Origin of the sequence: Pseudocalidococcus azoricus BACA0444 (assembly GCF_031729055.1) — a bacterium.
Taxonomy (GTDB): domain Bacteria; phylum Cyanobacteriota; class Cyanobacteriia; order Thermosynechococcales; family Thermosynechococcaceae; genus Pseudocalidococcus; species Pseudocalidococcus azoricus.
In genome coordinates this window covers 18,023-40,523 of record NZ_JAVMIP010000026.1, presented here as the reverse complement: position 1 = coordinate 40,523, position 22,501 = coordinate 18,023, and the positions used below count along the sequence as shown (strand labels likewise).

At 47.2% G+C, this 22,501-nt stretch carries 24 protein-coding genes; 9 read left to right on the top strand and 15 right to left on the bottom strand.

Features of this window, described 5'->3' with window-relative positions; all coding sequences use genetic code 11:
* Nucleotides 1–29: 29 nt before the first annotated feature.
* Nucleotides 30–329, bottom strand: a complete 300-nt coding sequence (locus RIF25_RS16110; protein ID WP_322879542.1) for a hypothetical protein — start codon at nucleotides 327–329, stop codon at nucleotides 30–32.
* 287 nt (nucleotides 330–616) lie between these two features.
* Nucleotides 617–1,984 (bottom strand): hypothetical protein, encoded by a 1,368-nt coding sequence (locus RIF25_RS16105; RefSeq protein WP_322879541.1) that lies wholly within the window; start codon nucleotides 1,982–1,984, stop codon nucleotides 617–619.
* A 75-nt stretch (nucleotides 1,985–2,059) separates the two neighbouring features.
* Here RIF25_RS16105 and thiD point away from each other — a divergent pair, with 75 nt between their 5' ends.
* Nucleotides 2,060–2,893 carry a bifunctional hydroxymethylpyrimidine kinase/phosphomethylpyrimidine kinase gene (gene thiD, locus RIF25_RS16100; protein WP_322879540.1) on the top strand — a complete coding sequence of 278 codons (834 nt, stop codon included), beginning with the start codon at nucleotides 2,060–2,062 and terminating at the stop codon, nucleotides 2,891–2,893.
* 56 nt (nucleotides 2,894–2,949) lie between these two features.
* Here thiD and RIF25_RS16095 read toward each other — a convergent pair whose 3' ends face one another.
* Nucleotides 2,950–6,045 carry an FHA domain-containing protein gene (locus RIF25_RS16095; protein WP_322879539.1) on the bottom strand — a complete coding sequence of 1,032 codons (3,096 nt, stop codon included), beginning with the start codon at nucleotides 6,043–6,045 and terminating at the stop codon, nucleotides 2,950–2,952.
* 127 nt (nucleotides 6,046–6,172) lie between these two features.
* Between RIF25_RS16095 and RIF25_RS16090 the strand changes: the two genes are divergently transcribed.
* Entirely contained in the window at nucleotides 6,173–7,147 is a 975-nt protein-coding gene (locus RIF25_RS16090) for a cysteine synthase A (RefSeq protein WP_322879538.1), read from the top strand.
* On the opposite strand, the gene xseA is transcribed toward RIF25_RS16090, so the two are convergent.
* From xseA to RIF25_RS16065, 5 genes are all read right to left on the bottom strand, one after another.
* Nucleotides 7,137–8,381 (bottom strand): exodeoxyribonuclease VII large subunit, encoded by a 1,245-nt coding sequence (gene xseA, locus RIF25_RS16085; RefSeq protein ID WP_322879537.1) that lies wholly within the window; start codon nucleotides 8,379–8,381, stop codon nucleotides 7,137–7,139. The genes RIF25_RS16090 and xseA overlap by 11 nt on opposite strands.
* Nucleotides 8,382–8,442: 61 nt before the next feature.
* Nucleotides 8,443–8,859: an MAPEG family protein gene (locus tag RIF25_RS16080; RefSeq protein WP_322879536.1), complete on the bottom strand. Its 417-nt coding sequence runs from the start codon at nucleotides 8,857–8,859 to the stop codon at nucleotides 8,443–8,445.
* Between the two features lie 48 nt (nucleotides 8,860–8,907).
* Nucleotides 8,908–9,780 (bottom strand): 6-pyruvoyl trahydropterin synthase family protein, encoded by an 873-nt coding sequence (locus RIF25_RS16075; RefSeq protein WP_322879535.1) that lies wholly within the window; start codon nucleotides 9,778–9,780, stop codon nucleotides 8,908–8,910.
* An 84-nt stretch (nucleotides 9,781–9,864) separates the two neighbouring features.
* Complete coding sequence (locus RIF25_RS16070) at nucleotides 9,865–10,545, bottom strand: lysophospholipid acyltransferase family protein (RefSeq protein WP_322879534.1); 681 nt, start codon at nucleotides 10,543–10,545, stop codon at nucleotides 9,865–9,867.
* Nucleotides 10,546–10,735: 190 nt separating this feature from the next.
* Nucleotides 10,736–11,308, bottom strand: coding sequence for a DUF2808 domain-containing protein (locus tag RIF25_RS16065; RefSeq protein ID WP_322879533.1), 573 nt, complete (start codon nucleotides 11,306–11,308; stop codon nucleotides 10,736–10,738).
* 228 nt (nucleotides 11,309–11,536) lie between these two features.
* Between RIF25_RS16065 and leuD the strand changes: the two genes are divergently transcribed.
* Complete coding sequence (gene leuD / locus RIF25_RS16060) at nucleotides 11,537–12,172, top strand: 3-isopropylmalate dehydratase small subunit (protein ID WP_322879532.1); 636 nt, start codon at nucleotides 11,537–11,539, stop codon at nucleotides 12,170–12,172.
* On the opposite strand, the gene RIF25_RS16055 is transcribed toward leuD, so the two are convergent.
* Genes RIF25_RS16055 through RIF25_RS16045 form a run of 3 tightly spaced genes read right to left on the bottom strand, consistent with a single transcriptional unit; the run spans nucleotide 12,167 to nucleotide 14,432 of the window.
* Nucleotides 12,167–13,267, bottom strand: coding sequence for an ABC transporter ATP-binding protein (locus RIF25_RS16055; protein ID WP_322879531.1), 1,101 nt, complete (start codon nucleotides 13,265–13,267; stop codon nucleotides 12,167–12,169). The two genes, leuD and RIF25_RS16055, sit on opposite strands and share 6 nt — an antisense overlap.
* 6 nt (nucleotides 13,268–13,273) lie before the next feature.
* Nucleotides 13,274–13,438 carry a chlorophyll a/b-binding protein gene (locus RIF25_RS16050; protein ID WP_322879530.1) on the bottom strand — a complete coding sequence of 55 codons (165 nt, stop codon included), beginning with the start codon at nucleotides 13,436–13,438 and terminating at the stop codon, nucleotides 13,274–13,276.
* On the bottom strand, nucleotides 13,431–14,432 hold the full coding sequence (locus RIF25_RS16045) for a succinate dehydrogenase/fumarate reductase iron-sulfur subunit (RefSeq protein ID WP_322879543.1): 1,002 nt from the start codon (nucleotides 14,430–14,432) through the stop codon (nucleotides 13,431–13,433). Before RIF25_RS16045 ends, RIF25_RS16050 begins: the two co-directional genes overlap by 8 nt.
* Before the next feature lie 76 nt (nucleotides 14,433–14,508).
* On the opposite strand from RIF25_RS16045, the gene RIF25_RS16040 reads away from it, so the two are divergent.
* The 6 genes from RIF25_RS16040 (at nucleotide 14,509) to RIF25_RS16015 (ending at nucleotide 19,082) form a co-directional block, all read left to right on the top strand.
* Nucleotides 14,509–14,682, top strand: a complete 174-nt coding sequence (locus tag RIF25_RS16040; RefSeq protein ID WP_322879529.1) for a hypothetical protein — start codon at nucleotides 14,509–14,511, stop codon at nucleotides 14,680–14,682.
* 173 nt (nucleotides 14,683–14,855) lie between these two features.
* On the top strand, nucleotides 14,856–15,065 hold the full coding sequence (locus RIF25_RS16035) for a hypothetical protein (protein WP_322879528.1): 210 nt from the start codon (nucleotides 14,856–14,858) through the stop codon (nucleotides 15,063–15,065).
* Nucleotides 15,065–16,105: an agmatine deiminase family protein gene (locus tag RIF25_RS16030; protein ID WP_407682462.1), complete on the top strand. Its 1,041-nt coding sequence runs from the start codon at nucleotides 15,065–15,067 to the stop codon at nucleotides 16,103–16,105. The genes RIF25_RS16035 and RIF25_RS16030 overlap by 1 nt, the downstream gene beginning before the upstream one ends.
* A 27-nt stretch (nucleotides 16,106–16,132) precedes the next feature.
* A complete protein-coding gene (gene aguB, locus RIF25_RS16025) occupies nucleotides 16,133–16,996 on the top strand; it encodes an N-carbamoylputrescine amidase (protein WP_322879526.1) in 864 nt (287 codons plus the stop codon).
* 3 nt (nucleotides 16,997–16,999) lie between these two features.
* Nucleotides 17,000–18,421, top strand: a complete 1,422-nt coding sequence (locus RIF25_RS16020) for an AAA family ATPase (protein WP_322879525.1) — start codon at nucleotides 17,000–17,002, stop codon at nucleotides 18,419–18,421.
* Nucleotides 18,414–19,082, top strand: coding sequence for a ParB N-terminal domain-containing protein (locus RIF25_RS16015; protein WP_322879524.1), 669 nt, complete (start codon nucleotides 18,414–18,416; stop codon nucleotides 19,080–19,082). Before RIF25_RS16020 ends, RIF25_RS16015 begins: the two co-directional genes overlap by 8 nt.
* Before the next feature lie 29 nt (nucleotides 19,083–19,111).
* Here the strand turns inward: RIF25_RS16015 and RIF25_RS16010 are convergent, their stop codons facing one another.
* The 4 genes from RIF25_RS16010 to RIF25_RS15995 all read right to left on the bottom strand — a co-directional run bounded on the left by RIF25_RS16010 (nucleotide 19,112) and on the right by RIF25_RS15995 (nucleotide 22,455).
* Entirely contained in the window at nucleotides 19,112–19,678 is a 567-nt protein-coding gene (locus RIF25_RS16010) for a Uma2 family endonuclease (protein ID WP_322879523.1), read from the bottom strand.
* A gap of 30 nt (nucleotides 19,679–19,708) precedes the next feature.
* On the bottom strand, nucleotides 19,709–20,263 hold the full coding sequence (locus tag RIF25_RS16005; RefSeq protein ID WP_322879522.1) for a Uma2 family endonuclease: 555 nt from the start codon (nucleotides 20,261–20,263) through the stop codon (nucleotides 19,709–19,711).
* A 129-nt stretch (nucleotides 20,264–20,392) separates the two neighbouring features.
* Complete coding sequence (locus RIF25_RS16000) at nucleotides 20,393–21,085, bottom strand: aldehyde oxygenase (deformylating) (protein WP_322879521.1); 693 nt, start codon at nucleotides 21,083–21,085, stop codon at nucleotides 20,393–20,395.
* Nucleotides 21,086–21,528: 443 nt separating this feature from the next.
* Complete coding sequence (locus RIF25_RS15995; protein WP_322879520.1) at nucleotides 21,529–22,455, bottom strand: LysR family transcriptional regulator; 927 nt, start codon at nucleotides 22,453–22,455, stop codon at nucleotides 21,529–21,531.
* Nucleotides 22,456–22,501 lie beyond the last annotated feature (46 nt).

Below are 22,501 nucleotides of genomic sequence, written 5' to 3'. Positions count from 1 at the left end.
TGACACAGCTTCAGAAAAAGTGTACCAACTTAGCGAGGAATATGCTGTATGTACATCAGAATCACCATATATGGAACATAAGTCCCAATAGCAACCCAACAAAAATATGCAATTCTGATTTGCGCCGGAAATACAGCCAATCGAAAACGAACAAGAAATAATACCAGCAGGGTATGGGCAGCAGAAAAGATAACTACATACTCGTAGAACATTCGGTCAAACATACCTGCAAGCAAGCCAATCCAGGTAACAAACCACAAGAGCCAAACTAATCGCGTCCTGAAAGGTTGTTGCATCTGATCCCAAAGAGAATAATATTGAGGTGTCATTTTTAAATCTTCCTAATTGGGGTTGATAAAATTGTTTAACTATAAACTATACCAATCATTTCTATATCACCTGGAAATGTTGTAACAGTAAGAATTTTGGTCTAATAAATAAATGGCGTGCTAGGCACTTGACTGCAAGAATATAGATAAATCCTTCCCATAGCAGGTATCGACCGTTAGATAGTGATTAAGAACTACCTGATTGCTTCGTTCTTCTAAAGCCAACTCAAAATACATAGTGAACTCCCTTTGTCTTAAGTTTCCATAATTGAACAGGCCATGGCCCACTAATGCTGGATAACTTGATAAAAACGCCCATTTTTGATCTGGACTAAACCCTGACAGGTGGGACAACTAAATCGCCACATTTTGCCGAGGGTAACTTTCAGCGGTTGACCACAGTGAGGACAAGCCCCCCGCAACACTTCCTGATCCCCTAACATATAGGCCCCACCAATCACCATCGGCAAGCCAATCACCGTTCCCAGGCCGGTGGCACAAAACCCAACGCCCATCACCAACCCCGTCAAGCCAACGACTTTTGCTTCTTGATCACGGGGAACTCGTTCAATCTTTGGGATCGTGTACTTGGGCAAGATATTGAAATTCTGGGCTGGGTCTAAGTCAGGGGTAGCTTGGTCAGGCGTTTTTTTACGGGGAGGAGTAGAATCGTCCGGTTGTGGGGCGAGAGATTCCGGGGCCTGGGGTGGATTAGGGCCTGGAGATAGTTCTGCGTCCCAAAGATCGGTAGTGAGTGAGTCCAGGCCTGGTTTTGGCTCTATTGGCGGTGGCGGGGTGGCCAGGCCAGGTGGATGGGGATCCAAAGCCGGGATTTCAGGCGATGCGATGGCTTCTAAAACCGGAAATGCCTCGGCTAAGGGGGGCTGAATTGTCGGTAATTCCTGGTTAGCTGGGGGGATAGCATTATTCTCTGGGATGAGGCCAGCAAATTGATCGGCTACAATTTCCTCCAGTTTGGCTTCAATATGGGTGAGGAGTGCGGCCGTAGTCAGTTCTGGGTGGGCTGGGGTGGCCGGTTCTGAGGGTGTTTCTCTCGCCGCGGCTGGCATTGCTGGGGGGTCTGGGTCAAAGGCAGAGAGTGCCTCGATTGAGTTCAAAGGCTCAGATGCAGAGGTTGGGTTATTGTCATGATGGGTGGGAGCAAGCTCTAGTGGTTCTGGAGATGTCCGGCCTGGGGCAAAAAAGGATTCTAAGGTTAAGGGAATCGGTGGTTGTTTGCCGGGGTTTGGGGTGGGCTGACGCTTGACAAAGGTTTTGGCGGCAAGGGGACGTTTTTCAGTTGTGGGTTTGAAGGGCTGAATCTCTTGTTTGGCTTGGGCTGGAGGTGTTTCTGGGGCCGGGTTACTGCCTGTAAATTCAAACTGGGTCTGCCAGTCGGGAATCCCTAAACAGCGGGCTTGGAGATGAACAGTTAAGGAGTCTTGGAGGTTGAGTTTATCTAGGGCTTTTTGAATCAGAGAGGTGGCCGGGGCCGGGTTAATTCTTTGGATCGCATTCAGCGTAATATGGATTCCCCAGGCCTGGTGTGTAACGGTGGCCCGAATATTGCGGGGGACTAAAACGCTGTTTAAGAGGTTAGCTAAGGCTGAAGCAACGGGATGGGGCTGAGTATCCCAAACAGAGGTAGTTAACATAAGTCAGGAATGGTCAGACGGGAAAGGTAGGATTGATCTGCACCATTCTTTATCTAATGTCCAGTATAGCCAGCCATGCAGTTGCCCATCGCTTCCAATTCCCAAACTGTCCCGCCGGTGGTTTTGACGGTTGCGGGTTCCGATAGTGGCGGTGGGGCGGGGATCCAGGCCGATTTGCGGACCTTTGCCAGTTATCGAGTTCATGGGACTGTAGTGGTGACGGCCGTGACGGCCCAAAATACCCTCGGGGTGGAACGGGTGGATGCCCTGAGTCCAGAGTCTGTAAGTGCCCAATTCCATGCGTTGGTGAGTGATCTTAAAATTCAGGCACTCAAAACCGGTGTGCTTGTTAATGCCCCATTAGTCGAAACAGTTGCCAAGCATCTGAAAACTTTGAACCTCAGCAACATTGTTGTGGATCCGGTTATGGTCTCGCGGGCGGGGGCAGTTTTTGTTGATTCAGCCACAATTGCAGCCCTGAAATCCAGCTTAATTCCCCAGGCCTTGATCCTCACCCCCAACCGTTACGAAGCTCAAATTCTGGCTGATTTAGAAATTACCAACTTAGCAACGATGAAAACTGCCGCCCAAAAGATTCTGGAACTAGGGTGTCAATCTGTTTTGGTCAAAGGGGGGGCGATGACGGGCGAATTGCGGGGCCTGGATGTGTGGGCGAGTTGGCAACAGTTAGAAATTCTCCAAACTGAACTAATTGAAACTCCCCATACCCATGGCAGTGGATGTACCTTAGCCGCGGCAATTACCGCCAACTTGGCCTGGGGCGAGACACCACTAACGGCGATTCAAAAGGCCAAGGATTTTGTCACCCAAGCCCTCAAACACAGCTATCCAATTGGGGCGGGCCAGGGTCCGTTGGGACATTTTTATGTCGGATTCCCTAGTTCCTAGATTGTAAAAGTTAGCTTCATTAACCTGGAAGCGGTTCAAGTTAGTCAATGAATTAATTATTTTGTAAAGTCCCGCCGTTTTTGGCAGAAAGGAACCGCCACCAACATCGCCAAAATTAACAGGCCTTGGTTACGCCAATGATCCCGGACATTGACATTGAACATATAGCCTTGATCCTGATTAAACCGATTCAGGGTTCCCGCCGCTTCATTGATGGCTCGGCTGCGTTGACGGTTCCATTCACTGTAGTTGTCTTCCCACTTCTTCAGGTCGGCCTGGTATTGCTCCATCTGGGCTTGGTAGGCCGGAAAATTAGCCGGATTAGTGGGAAAAGCAGGGGCGGGCGGGCGGGTCGGTTCCGGTTCATCTACTTGGGGGACATATTTAGCTCGAATGCCTGGAAAATTACATGTCTGAAACAGGCCCGGCCCATAGCAAGTACAAGTGGCGCGCTGTTGAGCTTCCGTGAGGTTATCCCGTTGAGCCTCAGTTAACTCCTGCCAGCAGGGATCTGTAGCAATACCTTCCCCCAGGCCGGTCAACGTCACCATAGATTCAAACGGCCATTTAATTACAGTCAAATGGTTGATCACCTGGCCTGGCCAGCCAAAGGAATCCACAGGTTGAATCCCACCACTAAAAATAATTTGGGGCACGAGAAACATCAAAATCAGCAACGGAACAATATTTTGACTGGGAGCAAAGGCAGAAACCAATAACCCCATCGCCATTCCGCCAAAAATTGCTGACGCTATGGTGATAAACATTTCCATGGTCACGCCCCAATCTCCAGGAATGTCCACGGCCAACTTCGTGACTAAAAGATAGGTCGCGGCCTGGTAGAGGGCTAAAACCAGGGCAATGGCAACTTTAGAACCAACATAGGGAACTAATTGCAGGCCAATCATTCGTTCGCGGCGGTAGATTTCCACCTCCTTGACCAAATCCCGCATGGTCGTCATGGCCCCAATCATGACCGCAATTAGAGTCGTAACAAAAATCATCGTCAAAGCCAGGCCAGCATTCCCTTTAAGGGGATCAAACACATCCCGTTGCCAAGAGACAAAGCCCAACATTCCCAGTAAAGGGGCAATTAACAACGTCAGAGCTAAATTACTCCGGTCTTGGCCCAGAATGACTAAATTCCGCCGCGTCAAAATCAAAAACTGTTGCCAGGCCGAGAGGCGATTTCTTAAGACTGGCTGTAGGTTTTGGGTTCGTTTGGGAGGTTCCTCGGGGATATTTTGCAGGACAGTTTGGCGGGCCACCACATAGTCTTGATACAGTTGGGAATCTCGAAAGGCTTGCTCTAGGGACTGGGGAGTCGGGGCCTGGGGATTTTTTTCCTGATCTAGGGCCCGATAAATCCCGGAAAAGTCATCCAGTTTCAGGCCGGCAAATTCCTCGGTAAACGTGCTGCGGAAATAGCTCAGCATTTGTTCCGGCGGTCCGAAGTAGGCTAGTCGTCCCCCCTCAGCCATGTAAATGACTAAGTCACACTCCCGAATATTTTGGGTGGCATGGGTAATCAATAAAATCGTCCGCCCCTGATCCGCCAGTTGCCGCAGCAGAAACATCATGTCCGCTTCAGTCCCCGGATCCAGGCCAGAGGTGGCTTCATCGAGGAAAAATAAACTGGGCTGGGTCAGCAGTTCCGCTCCAATACAAACTCGGCGTTGTTGCCCCCCACTTAGGCGACTAATTGGGACATGGCGGCGATGGCTTAACCCCAACTCATTCAAGACGGACTGAACCCGTTCGGCCCGCTCATTGGGGGTGGTATCGGGGGGCATTCGGAGGCGGGCGGCATAATCGAGGGCCTGGGCAACAGAAAGCTCCTCATGAATAATGTTGCGTTGGGGAACATAGCCCAGTTGGGTTTGATAGGCCTGGTAATTGCGATAAAAGTTGGTGCCATTGACCAAGACCAGGCCAGTTGTGGCAGGCCGCAGACCATTCAGTGCATCCAGCAGGGTTGATTTACCACTACCACTCGCGCCCAAAACCGCCACAAACTCTTTGGGCAAAATTGATAAGGATAAATCATGGAGAATTGTGATCCCTTTGCCCACCACTCGATTCAGATGGATCGCATCTAAGCGTAAATGTCCCGATTCGGAGTATTGAGTCAGGGTTTCATCAATATTCAGGACAAAGCGTTCACAGCCAATCCTGATACTATCGCCAACCCGTAATAAAGTTGGTTCACTCACTCGTCGCCCATTGATATACGTCCCATTACTCGAACCCAAATCGGTCAGAATAAATTCGCTACCACGGTGTTCAATCTTGGCCTGGAAGCGAGAAACGGTCGGGTGACTGATTTGTAAATGATTGGCTGGATCACGCCCGATTGTAAATTCAACCTTCCCAACTAATGACAGGGTTTTAATCGGCACAGTTGCAGTTGCCACGGCCTGGGGATTGGGGGTGAGGAGGGTGGCTTTAACATCAGGATTAATCTCGGTTGGCGGTAGAAAGACTAATTGACGGGGCTGACGATCAATGTGTTGGGGATACTCTAAACCCATGTACATGACAGTCGTTTTATCTGCAAGTTCATATTCATCGCCAATCTGAAGCAGAGTTTCAGAGGTTGACAGTAGCTCCGTTAGATCTGTAATCGCGAGGTAATGACCACAATCTCTGATCCGTAAATGACAAGGAGCAATATCCACTCCCTCCACCGCAATATCACAGGCCGGGTGAGATCCCAAAAGGCAAACGGCATCCATCATCCCCCAATTTTGCGACCACTTCCGGGTATTCACCTCTAGGACTGGCACTTGACCATTGCGTTGAAATAATTCATCCGACTGAGTGGTTGTTTGTCCCTCATCTTGGTGTTGCCAACGCAAACGAAAACGCAATGCTGAATTACCGAAAGTAATCAAATCTCCGTCAGTTAGGGGGTGGGGTGTATTTGACTGTAACTTGGCATCGTTCAGGCGCGTCCCTGCCTTACTGCCAACATCAACCAAAACATAACCCACCTCTACCCGTTCAATCCGAGCATGGTAGCGAGAGACCGCAATATCATTGAGGACTAAGTCGTTATCCGCCGCCCGCCCAATCGTCAGAATGGATGGACTGATATTGAGTCCTTGTTTACTGACAGACTTCACAAACTCTAGCCAAGCTCTTTGACTCATGGGCGGCCTTAATTAATTTCCCAGATCAGAAACTGCCTGCTAGTTTACCGGATTTTGACGGGTGGGCCTAATTTTCCCCTAATCGTTAACAATAGGAACAGCAGTAATGTAGTTAGCCTGAAAACCCATGGATATCAAACGCGGCTTTGTCGAAACCATCGGTAACACCCCTCTGATTCGTCTCAATAGTGTTAGCGAGGCCACCGGCTGCGAAATCTTGGGCAAGGCTGAGTTTCTCAATCCAGGGGGGTCGGTTAAGGATCGGGCCGCCTTGTTCATTGTTGAAGATGCGGAAGCCAAAGGGTTACTGAAACCGGGGGGAACGGTTGTCGAAGGGACGGCCGGAAATACGGGGATTGGCCTGGCCCATATTTGTAATGCTAAAGGCTATAAATGTTTGATCATCATTCCCGATACCCAATCTCAGGAAAAAATTGACACCCTCCGCACCCTCGGGGCTGAAGTTCGCACCGTCCCGGCCGTTCCCTATAAAGACCCCAATAATTACGTTAAGCTCTCAGGCCGAGTGGCTGCGGAATTAGACAATGCCATTTGGGCCAATCAGTTTGATAACTTAGCCAATCGCCAGGCCCACTATGCCACCACTGGCCCAGAAATTTGGCAGCAGACAGAGGGGAAAATTGATGCCTGGGTGGCGGCGACGGGAACCGGGGGAACCTATGCCGGGGTAGCTCTGTACTTGAAGGAAAAAAATCCAGCCATTCAAGCGGTTTTGGCCGATCCCTATGGCAGCGGTCTTTACAGCTACGCCAAAACCGGGTCAATCAAACTGGAGGGTAATTCCATCACCGAGGGGATTGGCAATAGTCGCGTCACAGCCAATATGGAAAATGTCCCCATTGATGAGGCAATTCGGGTCACGGATCAAGTAGCCGTGGATCTGGTCTATCAACTGTTACGCCAAGATGGCCTGTTTATGGGGGGGTCAGTGGGGATTAACGTTGGGGCCGCTGTGGCGTTGGCGGAAAAATTGGGTCCCGGTCATACCATTGTGACGGTTTTATGTGACAGTGGCTCCCGTTATCAATCTCGGTTATTTAATCCGGACTGGTTAGCCACTAAAGGGTTGGTCATGCCATAGCTGGGGGTGTAATCTTTTCGACTCGAACTTTAACCTGTCCTTGAGCTAAGTGGAGGGTCAAAAGCTCCCCAGATTTGAGGTCACTGGCCTGGCTGATGACACGGCCTGATGCTTGACAGGCAATCGCATAACCCCGATTCAAAATGGCCTGGGGGTCTAGGCCCTGCAACCGTTCCCTTAAGAGTTGATGGTGATGAGATTCCCTTTGCCATTGACCAAAGGCTGCCTGCTGAAGTTGGGTTTTGAGACGCTGAAGTTGTTGGTGTTCCCAGTGCAGCGTTTGCTGAATGCCAACCCGTTTAAGCCGTTGCTGTTGCCGTTGCCAAATCCTGTGGGTGGTTTGCCACTGGGTCTGGAGCGCAGCCTGGAGTCTAGCCACCCGTTGCTGATGCTCTTGATCAAGGTCAGCCAAACTAGGAACAGCTAATTGGGCCGCAGCAGTGGGGGTATGGGCGCAAATGTCGGCAGCTAAATCTGCGAGGGTCTCATCCCGTTGGTGGCCAATCCCAGCAATAATCGGTATTTGGCATTGAGCAATGGCCTGCACAACCCGCTCATCATTAAAACACCCTAAGTCTTCCTTGGCTCCCCCCCCTCGGGACAAAATAATCACCTCCGCCCGGCCATCGGCCTGTATCCGCTGAAGAGCAGCAACAATCGAGTCTGGAGCGAGTTCCCCCTGCACTAAAGCGGGCGACAGGAGTACCTTCAGGCCGGGATAACGATTTTTGAGGGTGCGTTGAATATCTCCCCAGGCCGCGGCCCGCATAGAGGTGACAACAGCAATGACTTGAGGATGGTTAGGGAGGGGGCGTTTGCGTTCTGGATCAAAGCATCCGGCAACCGCGAGGCGATCTTTCAATTGCTTCAGCCTCAAGGCTTGTAAGCCTTCCCCAGCCGGTAATACCTGCCAGGCCGTGAGGCGATAGATACCACGAGCCCCATAGACCTGGATCCGACCAATAATAATAATTTGCTCACCTGATGAAGGCGTTGTGACTAATTTGCGCAGAGAAGACGGCCAGACCACACATTGGATTGTGGCTTGAGTTGTGGGATCACTGAGGGTAAAGAACAAGCCGCTAGGGTAGGGATTTACACTGGAAACCTCCCCCGTCACACAGATTTGAATCAGTTCTGGATCCTGCTCGAGAATTCCCCGGATATAGTCCGTTAACTCAGCGACAGTCTGAACGGTTGGCGGAATTAGTAAATCAGGGTTATGAGTGAGCATGGGTAGGGAGGGCACATTTTCTACTCGTAAGGTAGCAAATTCCCACCTCTGGGGGCTGCATCTAAGCTGGAGAAAATTTGTTAATTGCTTCTAGAAAGATCGTGATTGTCGCCGCGGTTCCTACCCCAAACATTAGAGAACGCCCCAGAGGAATATTGGCGATATAGCAAATAGAGTAGAAAAAGCGACTGATAACAAAGGCTATGGCCGCAATTTCAGCAGTGGTACTCGTCACCCCAGCCACCAAGGCCACTAGAACGGCAGCGGCAAAGGGACTAAAGGTTTCAAAAGAGTTTTGATGGGCCCAGGCCGCCCGTTGAGCCATTGGGGATAATTTATCGAACAACGCCCGCGGGGCCGCAATATCAAACCCGGCCTGGAAGCGACCATAGGCAACAAGGGCATAGGGAAAGTAAATTAAGAAACTGGCCAGTAACAGCGATACCGCTAAGACCCAAGGCACAGACAGATTAGGCATAATGGAAACGTCAAGATAAGCAACAATGATGCTAGAGTTCAAGCCAGCTTAGACATTTACAAGTTGGGCAGTGGTTCCCGAAAGTCGCTCTAACGCTGGGGCAGTGGAACTACAGAAAACTTCACAGGAATTGTTGGGACTCTCAATCAGCTTAATTTTGTGGAGTTGCGCCCCCAGGCCCCGGACTGGTTCTTGTAAAAGGTCGCGAATGTGAATGGCAATATTTTCGGCGGTCGGAACAACCTGAGCAAAGTAGGCAATGTCCTTATTTAAGAAGGTGTGATCAAAGGGTTCAATAATCTGGTCTTTAATCAAAGATTCCAGGGCCACCAGATCCACAATCATCCCCGTGCGCGGGTTAATTTCCCCTTTGATGGTCACTTCGAGATGATAGTTATGGCCATGGCCATGGGGGCGGGCGCATTTGCCGTAGATTTTTGTATTGTCTTCTAAGCTCAGGTCATCGAGAGCAAGACGGTGGGCAGCACTGAAGTGGGTACTGACAGATAAATAGGCTTCCATAGCATTTCCTTGGTAATCGGCCCAAAGCCGGGGATGTTCGGACAGTTGAATATTCACAAGGGGGAGATGGGGAGAGAGTCGCTGCCAAATGGCGTAGGCAATAAATTCTGTCGTGGGTAGGGTTTGTTCAAACTCCGGCCAGGCCTGGTTGAGAAAGGAAAAATTTAACGGCTCAATCACTTCTTGGCGGATAATATGCTTCACGTCAGAGAGATTCAAAACCATGCCGTACTCATCCAACGGGCCAGCCATGGAAACATAAAGCTCATAGTTATGGCCATGGCCAGGAAAATTACCACAAGCCCCAAAATTAGCAATATTCTCCGCCTCAGACAGTTCTGGTAGCCAATAGCGATGGCTGGCGGAAAACTCAGCCCGGCGATTGATAATACAATCCATAGAAAAGATATAAAGATTTATGAAAGAGAATTAAATCTTCCTTAACATTCTATCCTAATGATTTGGCTATTTTGCCTGGTGAGTCTAAACAGTGGGAGCGGTTGAGCAAAGGGCTTTTTCTGGAGACTCTAGATCAACAAGGGCCTGGGTCAAGTCTTGGGTGAGGGCAGTCGCAGCTTGTTTGGAATTTTGCCAAGGATAGGTTGCCACTGAAAGGGGTTGGCCAATCCGAATTGTAACGCTGGCGCGCCATTGGGGGATTGCAGGGGCGTATTGGATCGCGACGGGGAGAATTTTAACATCGGGCTTTGGGCGGATAGTGGCAGCTTGGAGAGCAATCCGGGCCAGGCCGGGGCGAATTTCCGTCAGCTTTTGGTTGCGAAAAATATTACCTTCTGGGAATAGGACGAGGGCTTGGCCGTGGCGGAGAAGATCGACGGCGGTGCGAAAGGAAACAACCCCAGGCCGGGTGGTGTTAACCGGAAATCCCCCGAAATGGCGAATAATCAATCCCTGTAGCCCCAACATCTCATTATGGGAAACCATGAAAAATAAATCCCGTCCAGTTGCCGGCCGACCCATGACATAGGGAATCAGCAACCCATCCCAGCGAGAGCGATGGGTCGGGGCAATAATGACTGGGCCAGTGAGGGGAACATAGTCTTGACCCGTCACCTCAATCTGACGGAAATAGTTACGAAGTAAACCATCCCCAACGGCCCAATACAAAAAACGGGCGAACCCAGGGGAAACTTTGGGGGTCATGGTTGGGGAATTATTTAGTAAATCAAACAATAACCTTAGCTCCGACTTTCAGGACAAGGACATTTCCAGAGGAAGGACAACCTGCCTTAGTACCTTAATGGAGAATGAATTAGCCGCGAGAATCGTCTAGATCAGTTTGTCAATTGAACCCTATGAATCCTGACCCCACCCAAGGGGGGGAAAGGGCCGTCTAGTTACGGGCAATACTTAAAATCCAAGTCCCGATGTAGCGCATCAGGGGGATATCTCCAGGGGAGCCAATCCGGGCATTGAAGTAGTACATTCCACCTACTTGCGGATTACGCACATTGGAAATCACGACTTGGACATCTTTACCAGCCGGAATGGGTTCTGCAGGAATAATGTCAATAACTCGATTATCTTGATCCACGGTTGCTTCGGCTAAGGGCATTACCTCACCGGGATCCCGACGTAAACTAAACAAGCTGTTATTGGAAGTTCCCCCGGTGCGTAGCTCAATACTTTTGGCATTAAAGTGGCCATCAAAATAATCGGGATAGGTGATATTGATCCGGTTAATGGCCACATTTTGCTTGCCCAATCGCAACCAATAACGGTCGTTCATAAAGCCGGGTGTACCATATTCCAAGTAGTAGCGGAGTTGTTGTTTGCCGGAAGGGCCGTCTCCCCAATTAAAGGTAAACCCAGGATTCGATTGGGCATACACCACGACCGGCACGGCCACCGTAGCCAAACATCCTACGGCTAGAGCTAACGGAAAAATGCGGGTTTGTACGGCCATAAGATACCTACTCAAGACGAAAATACACCTAGGTGACTAGAGATGTGAGGAAAGACGTGTTCACACCAGGCCTCTCAGACAATCAGCCCTCTTAGAAAGTTCCCCATCAGATTCCAGATAGAAGCGGCCCAAGAGCAAACAGGCTTAACAAATTGACCAAGAAGCTAAATGTATCCTAGCTGGAATTGGAAGAAATAGTTAAATTTCCCCCCTAGGATTAGGCAAGTTATGATAGACACAGAAATTCGTTCAATACAAGGCGCGATGCAGCAAGTTAATAGGGTTCAAGGGCGGGGTATTGTCTTACGGGGCAATGATATTGACACAGACCGGATTATCCCGGCTCGGTTTTTGCGCTGTGTAACCTTTGATGGCCTGGGAGCCCAGGTTTTTGCGGATGATCGTCTCCAGGCCCAGGGACAGCACCCCTTTGACCAACCCCAATTTCAGGGGGCCAATATTCTCGTCACCAATGCCAATTTTGGGTGTGGCTCCAGCCGTGAACATGCTCCCCAGGCCCTCTTGAAGTGGGGCATCCAAGCCGTAGTGGGGGAAAGCTTTGCCGAGATATTTTTGGGGAATTGTGTCTCTTTGGGAGTTCCCTGTGTCACAGCAACTGCGGGAGCGATTAGCCAACTTCAAACTGCAATCGAAACAGACCCCAATTTAGCCCTCGCTCTCGATTTAGAAGCAATGCTAGTCACCTTTGGCCAGTCCCAAATTAGCGTGGTCATGGGAGAAGGGATCCGGCAAATGTTTCGTTCCGGCCAATGGGATGCCTGTGGTCAGTTAGTCGCCCAAGGGGAACAAATCAAAGCAGTGGCGGCGAAATTACCTTACCTGGCCTGGGCTGAGGCTCTATAGCAAGGTCTGACCCGTGGCTTGCTCAAATAGATAGAGATACTCACTGCTAAAGCCTAGTTTTAACCATTCCCCTAAGGTTGGCTGATGATCTGTGGGGGCGATGACTAAGAGGGGATGAGCCACCAGGCCGGGGAGTTGACAATGCAACCAGACTTCTCGCCCCATCGGTTCTACGAGGATTACCTGGGCTTTAAGGGTCATCTCGGCCGCTGTTGGTTCTACCTGTAAATGTTCTGGGCGAATCCCCAACTCCAACCCGATCCCCGCCCGCAATCTCGGTTTTAAGGCCCCAGGACAAGGAATACCCTGCTCGCCAAACTGCACCTGCCCATCCTCATAGACTCCAGGCCAAAGATTCATGGCCGGTTGCCCCATAAAGCTGGCCACCATCCGATTAGCGGGAGCTTGATAAATTTCTGCTGGTGTACCAATTTGCTGTACCTGACCCCGATTGAGGACGACAATCCGATCCGCTAAGGTCATCGCCTCAATTTGGTCATGGGTGACATAGAGGGTGGTTACGCCAATGGTTTGATGGAGTTGTTTGAGTTCGGCTCGGGTATCGTCTCGGAGTTGAGCATCTAAATTTGAGAGGGGTTCATCCAGCAGAAAGACTTGGGGTTCGCGGGCAATGGCCCGGCCGAGGGCGACCCGTTGTTGTTGTCCCCCAGAAAGTTGCTTCGGTTTGCGGGCCAGCAGGTGGCTAATTGCTAACATTTGGGCAATCCGTTGCACCTGAGCTTGGATTTTGCTGGGGTCTGTTTTCCGCATTTTCAAGCCAAAGCCAATATTTTCCGCCACCGTCAAATGGGGATAGAGGGCATAGTTTTGGAAGACCATCGCCACATCGCGGGCCTGGGCCGGCAGTTGATTAACTAAACGGGAGCCAATATAAATTTCCCCAGTGGTTGGGGTTTCCAGGCCAGCAATCAATCTCAAAATCGTGGACTTCCCGCAGCCAGAGGGGCCAACCAATACCCAAAATTCACCATCGGGAATTTCTAAGCTCAGGGGTTCAATGCCGCCACTGGCCTCGGGCCCTAAATGGGAATCCTGAAAGCGGCGGCTGACATTGTGGAGGGTGATACTGGCCATAGGGACTTAGCGAAGGCCGATCCAACTAAAAAAATCCGTACCAGTGACCAGTTCTAAAACCAACAGAGCCACAAAGCCAATCATGGCAAAGCGACCATTAATCAGTTCAGCGTAATAGCTCCAACCAAAACTGGGTTTGGGGGCTGTCTCCGGGGAATTTGGCTCACTCATGGGAACGAACTCCTTGATGGGCTTGGCTCTTTTCTAAGGATTGCACAGACTCAATTAACCCTTGCACCTGGGCCTGTCCGGCTGATTTTTCAAAACTCATCGGGAATTTCCCCCGCTGCACCATCCGCCAACCCAAGGGCAGCAAACTCAGCAACCCCCGCAGATCCCGAAATTTATTACCGACCACCTCCAGGCCAAATTTACGTTCATCAACCCAACCGCCGCGTTTGACTAAATCCACTAAAACTTGGCGATGACGAATCGGACGCGGGGCCGGTAATCCCTGGGCTTGCGTCAGAATTTCCCCCTTAATCTTGCTAATTTGATCCAACGGTGCCACATCCATCGGACAAACTGTATTGCAATTAAAACACCGGGTACAGCCCCACACTCCGGCAGTCGAGTTATATTCCTCTAGGCGTTGATCCGTAGCCTGATCCCGATTATCCGCCAACATCCGATAGGCCTTAGCTAAGGCATGGGGGCCGACAAATTCAGGATTGACCTCTTTGCCATTGCAGTCCGAGTAACAGGCCCCGCACATAATACAGTTGCCCATCTCATTGAGTTTGGCCCGTTGGCCTGGGGTTTGGCGAAATTCCCCCTCTCCTAAGCTGCGGGCCGCCGTACTGACGTAGGGATTAACATCATCTAGGTTTTGCCAAAAGGGTTGCATATCCACAATGAGGTCGCGGACTACCGGTAAGTTTCCCAAGGGGGCAATGGTGATCGTCTGGGGCTGTAGAGACCGCTTCAGTTCATTGGCAACACTGTTTTGACAGGCCAAGGCAGCCCGGCCATTGATCCGCATTCCACAACTACCACAGATCGTATTACGGCAATTTTTGCGAAAGGCTAGAGTCCCGTCCTGTGACCATTTAATTTGATTCAGACAGTCGAGAACCGTAGCTCCGGGGGAAATATCAAGGCGAAAGGTCTGGGAATAGGGAGCCGCATCCGGGGCCTGGCGGAGAATTTGGACATTGAGTTCCATAGCAGCCAACTTATTACTACCTCTAGCCTAGATCATGACACCCTAATTCCCTAGAAATTATGGCTAGACTACAAAAATGGTGACGTTACTTGGCCGGTTACCCCGCTCCTTAAGGACATTTCTCTTTGCCCTTGCGGCCTCTTCAGATTTTATGGAAACTCCGAACCATCCCCCTCCCACTCTTCCCCTTTACCTACCTCCAGTGGAGTTTTGCAACCTTCATGGTGGCCACATTGGCTTTGGTAGTTAATCTGGGCCTTGAGTGGAACACTGGACATTGAAGCCGATATCGTGGGATTGAAGCAAGCGCGCGCGAAAGACTAAAGAGATCGCCGAGCAGACGAGGAAAGACAGAGAGCAGATCCAGAACGAAATCTTGCGGATGCAGAAAGAAGACGAGCAAATGAGGATCGCAGACGAGCGGTGGAGGCAAGAGGACGAGCGGCTTATCGAGCTGATCTCCAAAGTCAATTTGCTGTTGTCCAGTTACGGTATACCCTCGAACCCTCCCCCCAAACTCGAGGAGCCTTGATCAATCTTCTCCGTTTTTGGAAGAATATGGTGGACTATAGGAATCCCCAGGCCCGGACTCGGTACAATTTAAGCGTATTTTCGCCCCAGGCCCGAGAGTGATTATGGTTCCCCCAGCCCCAGGCTTTTATCATCCGGCAGAGTGGCAATTTCACCAGGCCTGTTGGTTAGCCTTTCCCAGTCATGAGGAGCTATGGGGCCAGAATTTACCATTGGTGCAAGCGGAATTTGCCGCCCTCTGCCAGGCCATCGCATTTCCTGATCCCATCACCGGTAAGCTCCAAGGAGAACGCTTAAAAATTCTGGTCTTAGATGCAGCCGGAGAACTAAAGGCACGGGAATTGCTGACAGGATTAGAGCCAGAGTTTTATCAAATTCCTTTCGGTGATATTTGGTTACGGGATACGGGGCCAATTTTCTTAGTCAATCCAGATGGAAAAACAGCTACCGTTCGGTTTCGGTTTAATGGCTGGGGGGAAAAGTATGCCTTACCTGGAGATGCTCAAGTCGCTGAAAACATCGCCCAGGCCGTGGATTTACCTCAATATTCCTTTCCCTTTGTTTTAGAAGGGGGCGCAATTGAAACCGATGGTCAAGGTACTTGTTTAACGACGCGGCAATGTTTACTCAATCCCAATCGAAATCCTCACCTGACCCCATCTGAAATTACAGCATCTCTGAAGGCAGTCTTGGGTTATCAACAGGTGCTATGGCTGGATCAAGGCCTGGAAAATGATCATACCGATGGGCATATTGATACCTTGGTGCGCTTTGTTCGGCCTGGGGTTGTAGTCTGTATGGAAAGTTTGACGGAGGAAGATGTAAATGCTGCAACGCTAAAACAAATTGCCGAGGATTTAGTCACATTCACCACTGCCCAAGGTCGTCCCCTAGAGGTTGTGAAGATTCCTTCTCCCGGCCTGGTTTTAGATGCAGAGGGAACTGTGATGCCTGCCAGTTATGTCAACTTTTACATTGCCAATCAAACCGTGATTGTCCCCACCTATGGCAGTGAGTTTGATCAGCCCGCCGTTAACGCCATTGCCCAACTCTTTCCCAATCGCCAGACTATCGGACTGAGTGCCAAACATATTCTTTTCGGGGGGGGAGCTTTTCACTGCATTACTCAACAACAGCTTTAATCTAAACCTTGAATTAAGACGAGACCCATGAAACACATCACCGTTGCAGCAATTCAGATGGCCTTTAGTCCTAGCCGGGATGAAAACCTAAAAACCATTACGGATTATATTCACCAGGCCAAGGCAAAGGGCGCGCAAATTATCCTACCCTCAGAACTCCTAGAAGGTCATTACTTTTGTCGTGAGGAGAAGGAGGAATTCTTTGCCCAGGCCCGCCCCTTAGATAACCATCCAACTGTTTGCCATTTCCAGACCCTTGCCGCAGAACTTAATGTGGTCATTCCGGTTTCCTTATTTGAAAAAGCAGGCCCCGCCTATTACAACAGTGTCGTGATCATTGATGCCGATGGCCAAGTTTTGGGAGTCTATCGTAAAAGTCATATTCCTGACGGGCCGGGCTATGAGGAAAAGTTTTACTTCCGGCCGGGAGATACAGGCTTTAAGGTATGGCAAACCAAATATGGCGTGATTGGGGTGGGGATTTGTTGGGATCAGTGGTTTCCTGAATGCGCGCGGGCAATGACGTTATTGGGGGCGGATGTCTTGCTCTATCCCACAGCGATTGGCAGTGAACCCCACGATCCAGGCCTGGACACGAAAGACCCTTGGCAGCGGGTGATGATTGGCCATGCTGTAGCAAATATTATCCCGGTGGTGGCGGCAAATCGAATTGGCAATGAAGGTGGCCAGGTGTTTTATGGCAGTTCATTTATTGCCGATATTCGGGGCGATAAAGTTGCAGAATTGGATCGCCATCAGTCAGGAATTATTACGGCTACATTTGATTTAGAGCAAATTCAAACAACAAGGGCAGCCTTTGGCTTTTTCCGAGATCGGCGCACAGATTTATATCAAATTCTCTTATCTGGAGATGGGGCATCAGGAAGATAAGTTATGGAACAGAAAGACTATGAAGCTATATTTTCTAAAATTGATGCCTGTGAAACGGAAGCAGATGTCGAACAGAAAATAATCATTCCATTTTTGAACCGATTGGGCTACACCGAAAAAGATTGGCAGGCCCAGCCCACAGTCGCGAGAATCAAACCCGATTTCATTGTTAAACCCCACGATGCCCAAATTCCTCATTTCCCGTTTTTAGTCATCGAAGTTAAAGCCCCTAAGGTGAATTTGAAACACAAAAGCCAACAACTCAAAACCTACTTACAACAAACAAAAGGACTCTTTGGCCTGCTCACGAATGGCAAACAACTCCATCTTTTTTATTTTAATCCGTTTGCAAACCAACACCCTCAATTAGTTCAAGAGTTACGAGAGTCAGATGATTTTACAAAAATTAACAAATTATCAACCCTCCTTCACCACAAAGCAGCCCTTGGCTTTATTCATCACTTGTATCAAAGACAACAACAAACCTATGCTCAATTTAGTAAGGTAGTGAATAGGGTTTATCCTACATTTAGGGATCAGTTTCCTGAAATTCCTCAAACAAAGCCCATGATTATTACAGTCTTCAATAACAAAGGTGGCGTTGGCAAAACCACAATGACCATCAATTTGGGTGCTGCTCTAGCTCAAATGGGTAAAAAAGTTTTGTTAATAGATGTTGATGCCCAAGCAAATTTAAGTATTGGACTTGGGATTGATCCTCTCAAGGACGTTGAAGACCAAGGAAGAAAAGATATTACGCATCTCTTACTTGAGAAAGACACGACTTTAGATCAGGTTATTTATAAGAAGGCCTGGAAAAATCTTAAATTAGATATTGTCCCTTCACATATTCGGTTGGCAGATATGGAGCCTGACTTGATCAAACTTTTTGATAGTGATCAGGTTCTATATAAAAAACTCAAAAAACATAACTATGATTTCATCTTAATTGATCCGCCTCCATCATTCAGTAAAGTAAATACTATCGCTTTATTCGCATCATCAGCAGTATTAATTCCTACTGAATTAGCCCCTTATCCTGTACGAGCATTAGAGTATGTGTTGAATCGAACTTTCATTATTGCTGATGTTATTGATCGTCCAATTCACGTTCTTGGAATTTCTGTTAGCCGCTATGTTCAAAATAACAGTAATAATAATTTTGAAATGAAAGCTAATATCTTCAAACTCTTAAATAGGATTCAACAAAGAGTTGAGATACTCCCAGAAAAAGCATGGACTCCTCAATTACTCGTAGTTTCAAAGGCAACAGAAAATAAATGTCCAATTCAATCGGAAATCTTCTATAATAGCTTAACTAGCTCAGGCAAAGAAGCCGCAGATAGAGTCATAGAGAGTTATAACAATTTAGCTCTTAATATAATTGAACAAAATCAAAAAATACAGAATACTAAAAATGTCTGATTATCTTGATCAAAATGAACAAATTTATCGCCACTTAAAGCCACGTGAGTTGATTCATGGTGAAATTTATACCGAATCTATAATTGAACCGAAATCTTCACTGAGTCTTGATGATAAAAAGATTGAGTTGATTCGTAATAGTTTAGTTAGATTTCATGGAAATATTTCACCATTGATTGTTAGACGTGTTCATAAAGAGGACGATACTTTTTATGAAATTTTACATGGTGCTGATGTTTTCTATGCTGCTAAATCTATCAAACTTGAGAAGCTATCGGCCTGGGTTCTTAAATTAACAGATGATGAAGTAGAAATAGCAAAACAAGAAATTTGTCAGTTAATGTCTCCAATAGATTTATATAATCTTGAAGAATCATTGAAAACACTACAGGAACAAGAGAATAAATTATATTTGTTGCAAAAAAAGCGGTTAGATACTATTGATAGGATATTGAAAATTATTAATCCTGTTTCAACAACAATCAAAATCAATTCAGTATCACTTGAAGATCTGATGAAAATCAAAGGTATTAAAAATACAAGTGCTCGTAAAATAATTGATAAACGCCCCTACACAGATATTCAAGATTTTGCCAACAAACAAAGTCGAAACATCGTAAATGCATTGAAAAATTGTGGACAAATTATTGTTTTTGATTAACTTATTTTTTGTTGTCTAATTGCAGGTTATTAAAAGAGTAATTCTGTATCCTCATAGATTTTCATAATGTTGCTCGTGAAATTAATTGAATCTATTCTAAAGTCATTATCACGGTAGAAGTAAATTTCCCACCTATGATCTTTTACTTTACGGAAACAGTCTAATTGCTGTTTGTTGCTATTAATTAATATATATTCTTCTAGACTTTCTAGGGTTGAGTAATCATAAAACTTATTTCCACGGTCAAAAGCTTCAGTTGAGTCGGATAAAACTTCAATAATGAGCTTTGGAAACTGCTTATAAGTATTATTGTCTCGATCTTGGTTATTGCAAGTTACGAATATGTCTGGATAGTAGTAACAGTTTTTCTCTTCAATCCTAACTTTCATATCACTCATAAAAATCTGACAGCCCAGGCCCCGCACATGATCCCGTAGCATCGTGACTAAGTTGATACAGATTGTGACATGGTTACTGTTAGCCCCGGCCATTGCATAGACTTGCCCATTAATGTACTCATGTTTTTCTTGACTGGACTCTTCAAACAGTAAATACTCTTCAGGACTTAAGTTATTAGGTTTGGACTGGGCAATCATGGTTATTTCTATGAATACTGAGAACTGAATTTATGTATCTAAATATAGTTGTTTGATCTCCCAAGTAAAATTAATGCTATTCAGATCAAATATCTCATCGCCATAGGATTGATAGCTCCATTTTCCTAGCTGATCACGCTGAAAGGAGTCCAAACGCGGCCGGGTTGTATTGATTAAAACATATTCTTCCAAGCTATCTAAAGTTTGATAGTCAGTGAACTTATTACCCCGATCAAAAGCCTCAGTTGAGTCGGATAAAACTTCAATGATGAGCTTTGGAAATCGTTTATAAGTACTTGTTTCTAAATCTTGTTCAGTGCAGGTTACCAGCAAGTCAGGATAGTAAAAACAATTTCTTTTTTCTAGGCGCACCTTCAAATCCGAGAAATATACCCGGCAATTGCTTCCACGCAAGTGATTCCGAATTAGTAAATAAAGATTACCAACAATGATGTTATGGGTATCCGTTGTCCCAGCCATTGCATAAACCAGGCCATCAATGTACTCATGCTTTTCTGGACTATTTTGCTCTAATTCTAAATACTCTTCCGTACTGACATAGGTGGAGCTAGATTGGGCAATCATAAAACTGACCTAGAGGCTGAAACTAGCTGCATGGGCTGAATAACCTGATTATACTCACCAGGCCCCGATGCGCTAACAAACCCCTAGGTCTTACAAAAATGAGTTGTGTAACTTAGAACTCAATCTACCCTAAGCCGCCACCAGGCCATGCATAGACATTTTCATAATTTCTCGAGTGGTAAAGCCAATATTTTCGAGTGCCCCACTGTACTGAATCATAAAATCTTCAACCAAGGCATCTTTATCCATCCCTAAAACCTTGGCATCCTTCTCCACCTGATTCAACATCCGCCAGACGAGGGGTAAGTTTTCCTTGTTGGCCGTCTCCACCTCAGCTTTCACCGCTTCAAAATTCTCTTGGAGCCAAACCTCGCCAAAATTCAAGTGGGAATATTCGTCTTTAACCACACCCTCAGTAATTTTCCGAGCAAAATCATCGGCCATCGGAATATAAATGTTGTAAGCAGCAATCGCAAAACATTCAATGATCAGGGCCTGGATTACCAAACAGGTGGCAATTTTTCCCTCAGCCGCCGCGACTTGAAAATTATTATGGAGATCCGCAAAAAACCTTTCAGCAAAATCCAAATCCGGGGAAACGGCTAAATTCCGTCCACAGGCTTCAAACCCTTTTTTATGGCGGGCTTCCATTTTGGAGAGGCGGAGTAAATCCTCTTCATAGTCAGGGATCAGCTTAGTCAGGGAAATATAGTTTTCGTGAGCCTCTTTTTCTCCCTCAATCACAATCCCATTGATCCGGCTGTAAGCATCCTTATAGGTCTCACTGGTGTAGTCGAGGGTAGGGGCCTGGATGGGGGACATAGTGAACCGAACTCCTAATTACCTGAATAGGTTTAGCCACTTAGGGCAGATAACTAATTCCAAGATACTACAACTTCGCCATAAATTGCGTCCATCCTCCCTCAATCTCGATTAACCATCAGTCCCTAAATCAGGATACTCACGTTGCTACTGCTAATCTTTTTGAATTGAATTTGTGGATAGAGTTCCGTGTTCTTCAACTAGTCACTAATCTCAATACAAAACATAGATTAATATTTAATTAAATATCCCCAGATTGCTCTCACCAAAAGTCTGATCCAAAATGAGGCTATAGAGACTAACATCCATCATTTTCTGAGGTGTAGTCATGTCACTTAGGAGTATGAAACCTTTATAAGTAGGACTTTTGAATATCTCAGTTTCAGCAGAAATAACTATAATTGTTTTGATTCTTTTTTATCTAAAACTTATACATTTTAAATTTAGGAAATGTTGATAAAATTTTCCCGACAAACCCGTTGGATCACTTGCCGCAACCAATGACTTGCAACATCTTGATCCTGGAGTTGATGCCAAACCATTGAAACTGACCAAGACGGAAGATCAAGGGGAATTTCAAATGAAGCCAAGGCATAATTATCCAGCAAATGACGGCTAAAACAGGTGGGTACGGCTGTCAAAATATCCGATGTCGCAATCACAGCCGGCAAAATAAACCAATAGGGAGTGGTTAACAAAATTCGTCGCCTTAAGCCATATTCAGCCAAGGCCTGGTCAATCGCTCCGGTGGCATCACGGCGCAGGGTAAATAACGCATGGGGAAATTGGACAAAATGCGCTAAGTCCATGCAATCAATGGCAGGATGGTTGGCCTGGCAAATACCCATGAACCCCTCGAAAAACAACGATTCCTGAAAAAAATGATTGGGTACATCCTCAAACGTTCCCAGAACACAGTCCACAACTCCCTCCGCCAACAAATTGAAACACGATTCTTTTTGTACCGTTATTAGGCGTAGGTCAATGTTTGGGGCTTTCAGGGTGAGAACGTCTAGGATTTTGGGCACAATCAAGTTTGAGAGATAGTCCGGTGCGGCAATCGTAAAGGCTCGTTGATCTGTAGCCGGATCAAATAATTGTTGTTCCTGTAAGGCCTCTCGAATCATCTCCAAGGCATTGATTAACTTTGGCGCAATGGCCTGGGCTGTAGCCGTGGGACGCATCTGTCGGCCAATCCGTATAAATAATTCATCTTCAAAAATTAACCGGAGTCGCCCTAACGCAGAACTCATGGCTGGCTGCCCCACATTGAGCCGTTGCGCTGCCAGAGTCACACTTTGCTCGTGATACAAGGCTTCAAAGGCAATCAGTAAATTTAAGTCAATGTTTGCCAGTTTTATTGATTTCATTGATAATTAGTATTTTTAATATTGATTTGACTAATTATAACTTTAT

Excerpts from the sequence above, each read along its gene's own strand:
- RIF25_RS16050 (WP_322879530.1), bottom strand. The coding sequence starts at position 13,438 with ATGAGTGAGCCAAATTCCCCGGAGACAGCCCCCAAACCCAGTTTTGGT.
- RIF25_RS16080 (WP_322879536.1), bottom strand. The coding sequence starts at position 8,859 with ATGCCTAATCTGTCTGTGCCTTGGGTCTTAGCGGTATCGCTGTTACTG.
- RIF25_RS16070 (WP_322879534.1), bottom strand. The coding sequence starts at position 10,545 with ATGACCCCCAAAGTTTCCCCTGGGTTCGCCCGTTTTTTGTATTGGGCC.
- leuD (WP_322879532.1), top strand. The coding sequence starts at position 11,537 with ATGATAGACACAGAAATTCGTTCAATACAAGGCGCGATGCAGCAAGTT.
- RIF25_RS16040 (WP_322879529.1), top strand. The coding sequence starts at position 14,509 with ATGGTGACGTTACTTGGCCGGTTACCCCGCTCCTTAAGGACATTTCTC.
- RIF25_RS16105 (WP_322879541.1), bottom strand. The coding sequence starts at position 1,984 with ATGTTAACTACCTCTGTTTGGGATACTCAGCCCCATCCCGTTGCTTCA.
- RIF25_RS16055 (WP_322879531.1), bottom strand. The coding sequence starts at position 13,267 with ATGGCCAGTATCACCCTCCACAATGTCAGCCGCCGCTTTCAGGATTCC.
- RIF25_RS16045 (WP_322879543.1), bottom strand. The coding sequence starts at position 14,432 with ATGGAACTCAATGTCCAAATTCTCCGCCAGGCCCCGGATGCGGCTCCC.
- aguB (WP_322879526.1), top strand. The coding sequence starts at position 16,133 with ATGAAACACATCACCGTTGCAGCAATTCAGATGGCCTTTAGTCCTAGC.
- RIF25_RS15995 (WP_322879520.1), bottom strand. The coding sequence starts at position 22,455 with ATGAAATCAATAAAACTGGCAAACATTGACTTAAATTTACTGATTGCC.
- RIF25_RS16095 (WP_322879539.1), bottom strand. The coding sequence starts at position 6,045 with ATGAGTCAAAGAGCTTGGCTAGAGTTTGTGAAGTCTGTCAGTAAACAA.
- RIF25_RS16015 (WP_322879524.1), top strand. The coding sequence starts at position 18,414 with ATGTCTGATTATCTTGATCAAAATGAACAAATTTATCGCCACTTAAAG.
- xseA (WP_322879537.1), bottom strand. The coding sequence starts at position 8,381 with ATGCTCACTCATAACCCTGATTTACTAATTCCGCCAACCGTTCAGACT.
- RIF25_RS16075 (WP_322879535.1), bottom strand. The coding sequence starts at position 9,780 with ATGGATTGTATTATCAATCGCCGGGCTGAGTTTTCCGCCAGCCATCGC.
- RIF25_RS16090 (WP_322879538.1), top strand. The coding sequence starts at position 6,173 with ATGGATATCAAACGCGGCTTTGTCGAAACCATCGGTAACACCCCTCTG.
- RIF25_RS16020 (WP_322879525.1), top strand. The coding sequence starts at position 17,000 with ATGGAACAGAAAGACTATGAAGCTATATTTTCTAAAATTGATGCCTGT.
- RIF25_RS16000 (WP_322879521.1), bottom strand. The coding sequence starts at position 21,085 with ATGTCCCCCATCCAGGCCCCTACCCTCGACTACACCAGTGAGACCTAT.
- RIF25_RS16010 (WP_322879523.1), bottom strand. The coding sequence starts at position 19,678 with ATGATTGCCCAGTCCAAACCTAATAACTTAAGTCCTGAAGAGTATTTA.
- RIF25_RS16065 (WP_322879533.1), bottom strand. The coding sequence starts at position 11,308 with ATGGCCGTACAAACCCGCATTTTTCCGTTAGCTCTAGCCGTAGGATGT.
- RIF25_RS16110 (WP_322879542.1), bottom strand. The coding sequence starts at position 329 with ATGACACCTCAATATTATTCTCTTTGGGATCAGATGCAACAACCTTTC.
- RIF25_RS16005 (WP_322879522.1), bottom strand. The coding sequence starts at position 20,263 with ATGATTGCCCAATCTAGCTCCACCTATGTCAGTACGGAAGAGTATTTA.
- thiD (WP_322879540.1), top strand. The coding sequence starts at position 2,060 with ATGCAGTTGCCCATCGCTTCCAATTCCCAAACTGTCCCGCCGGTGGTT.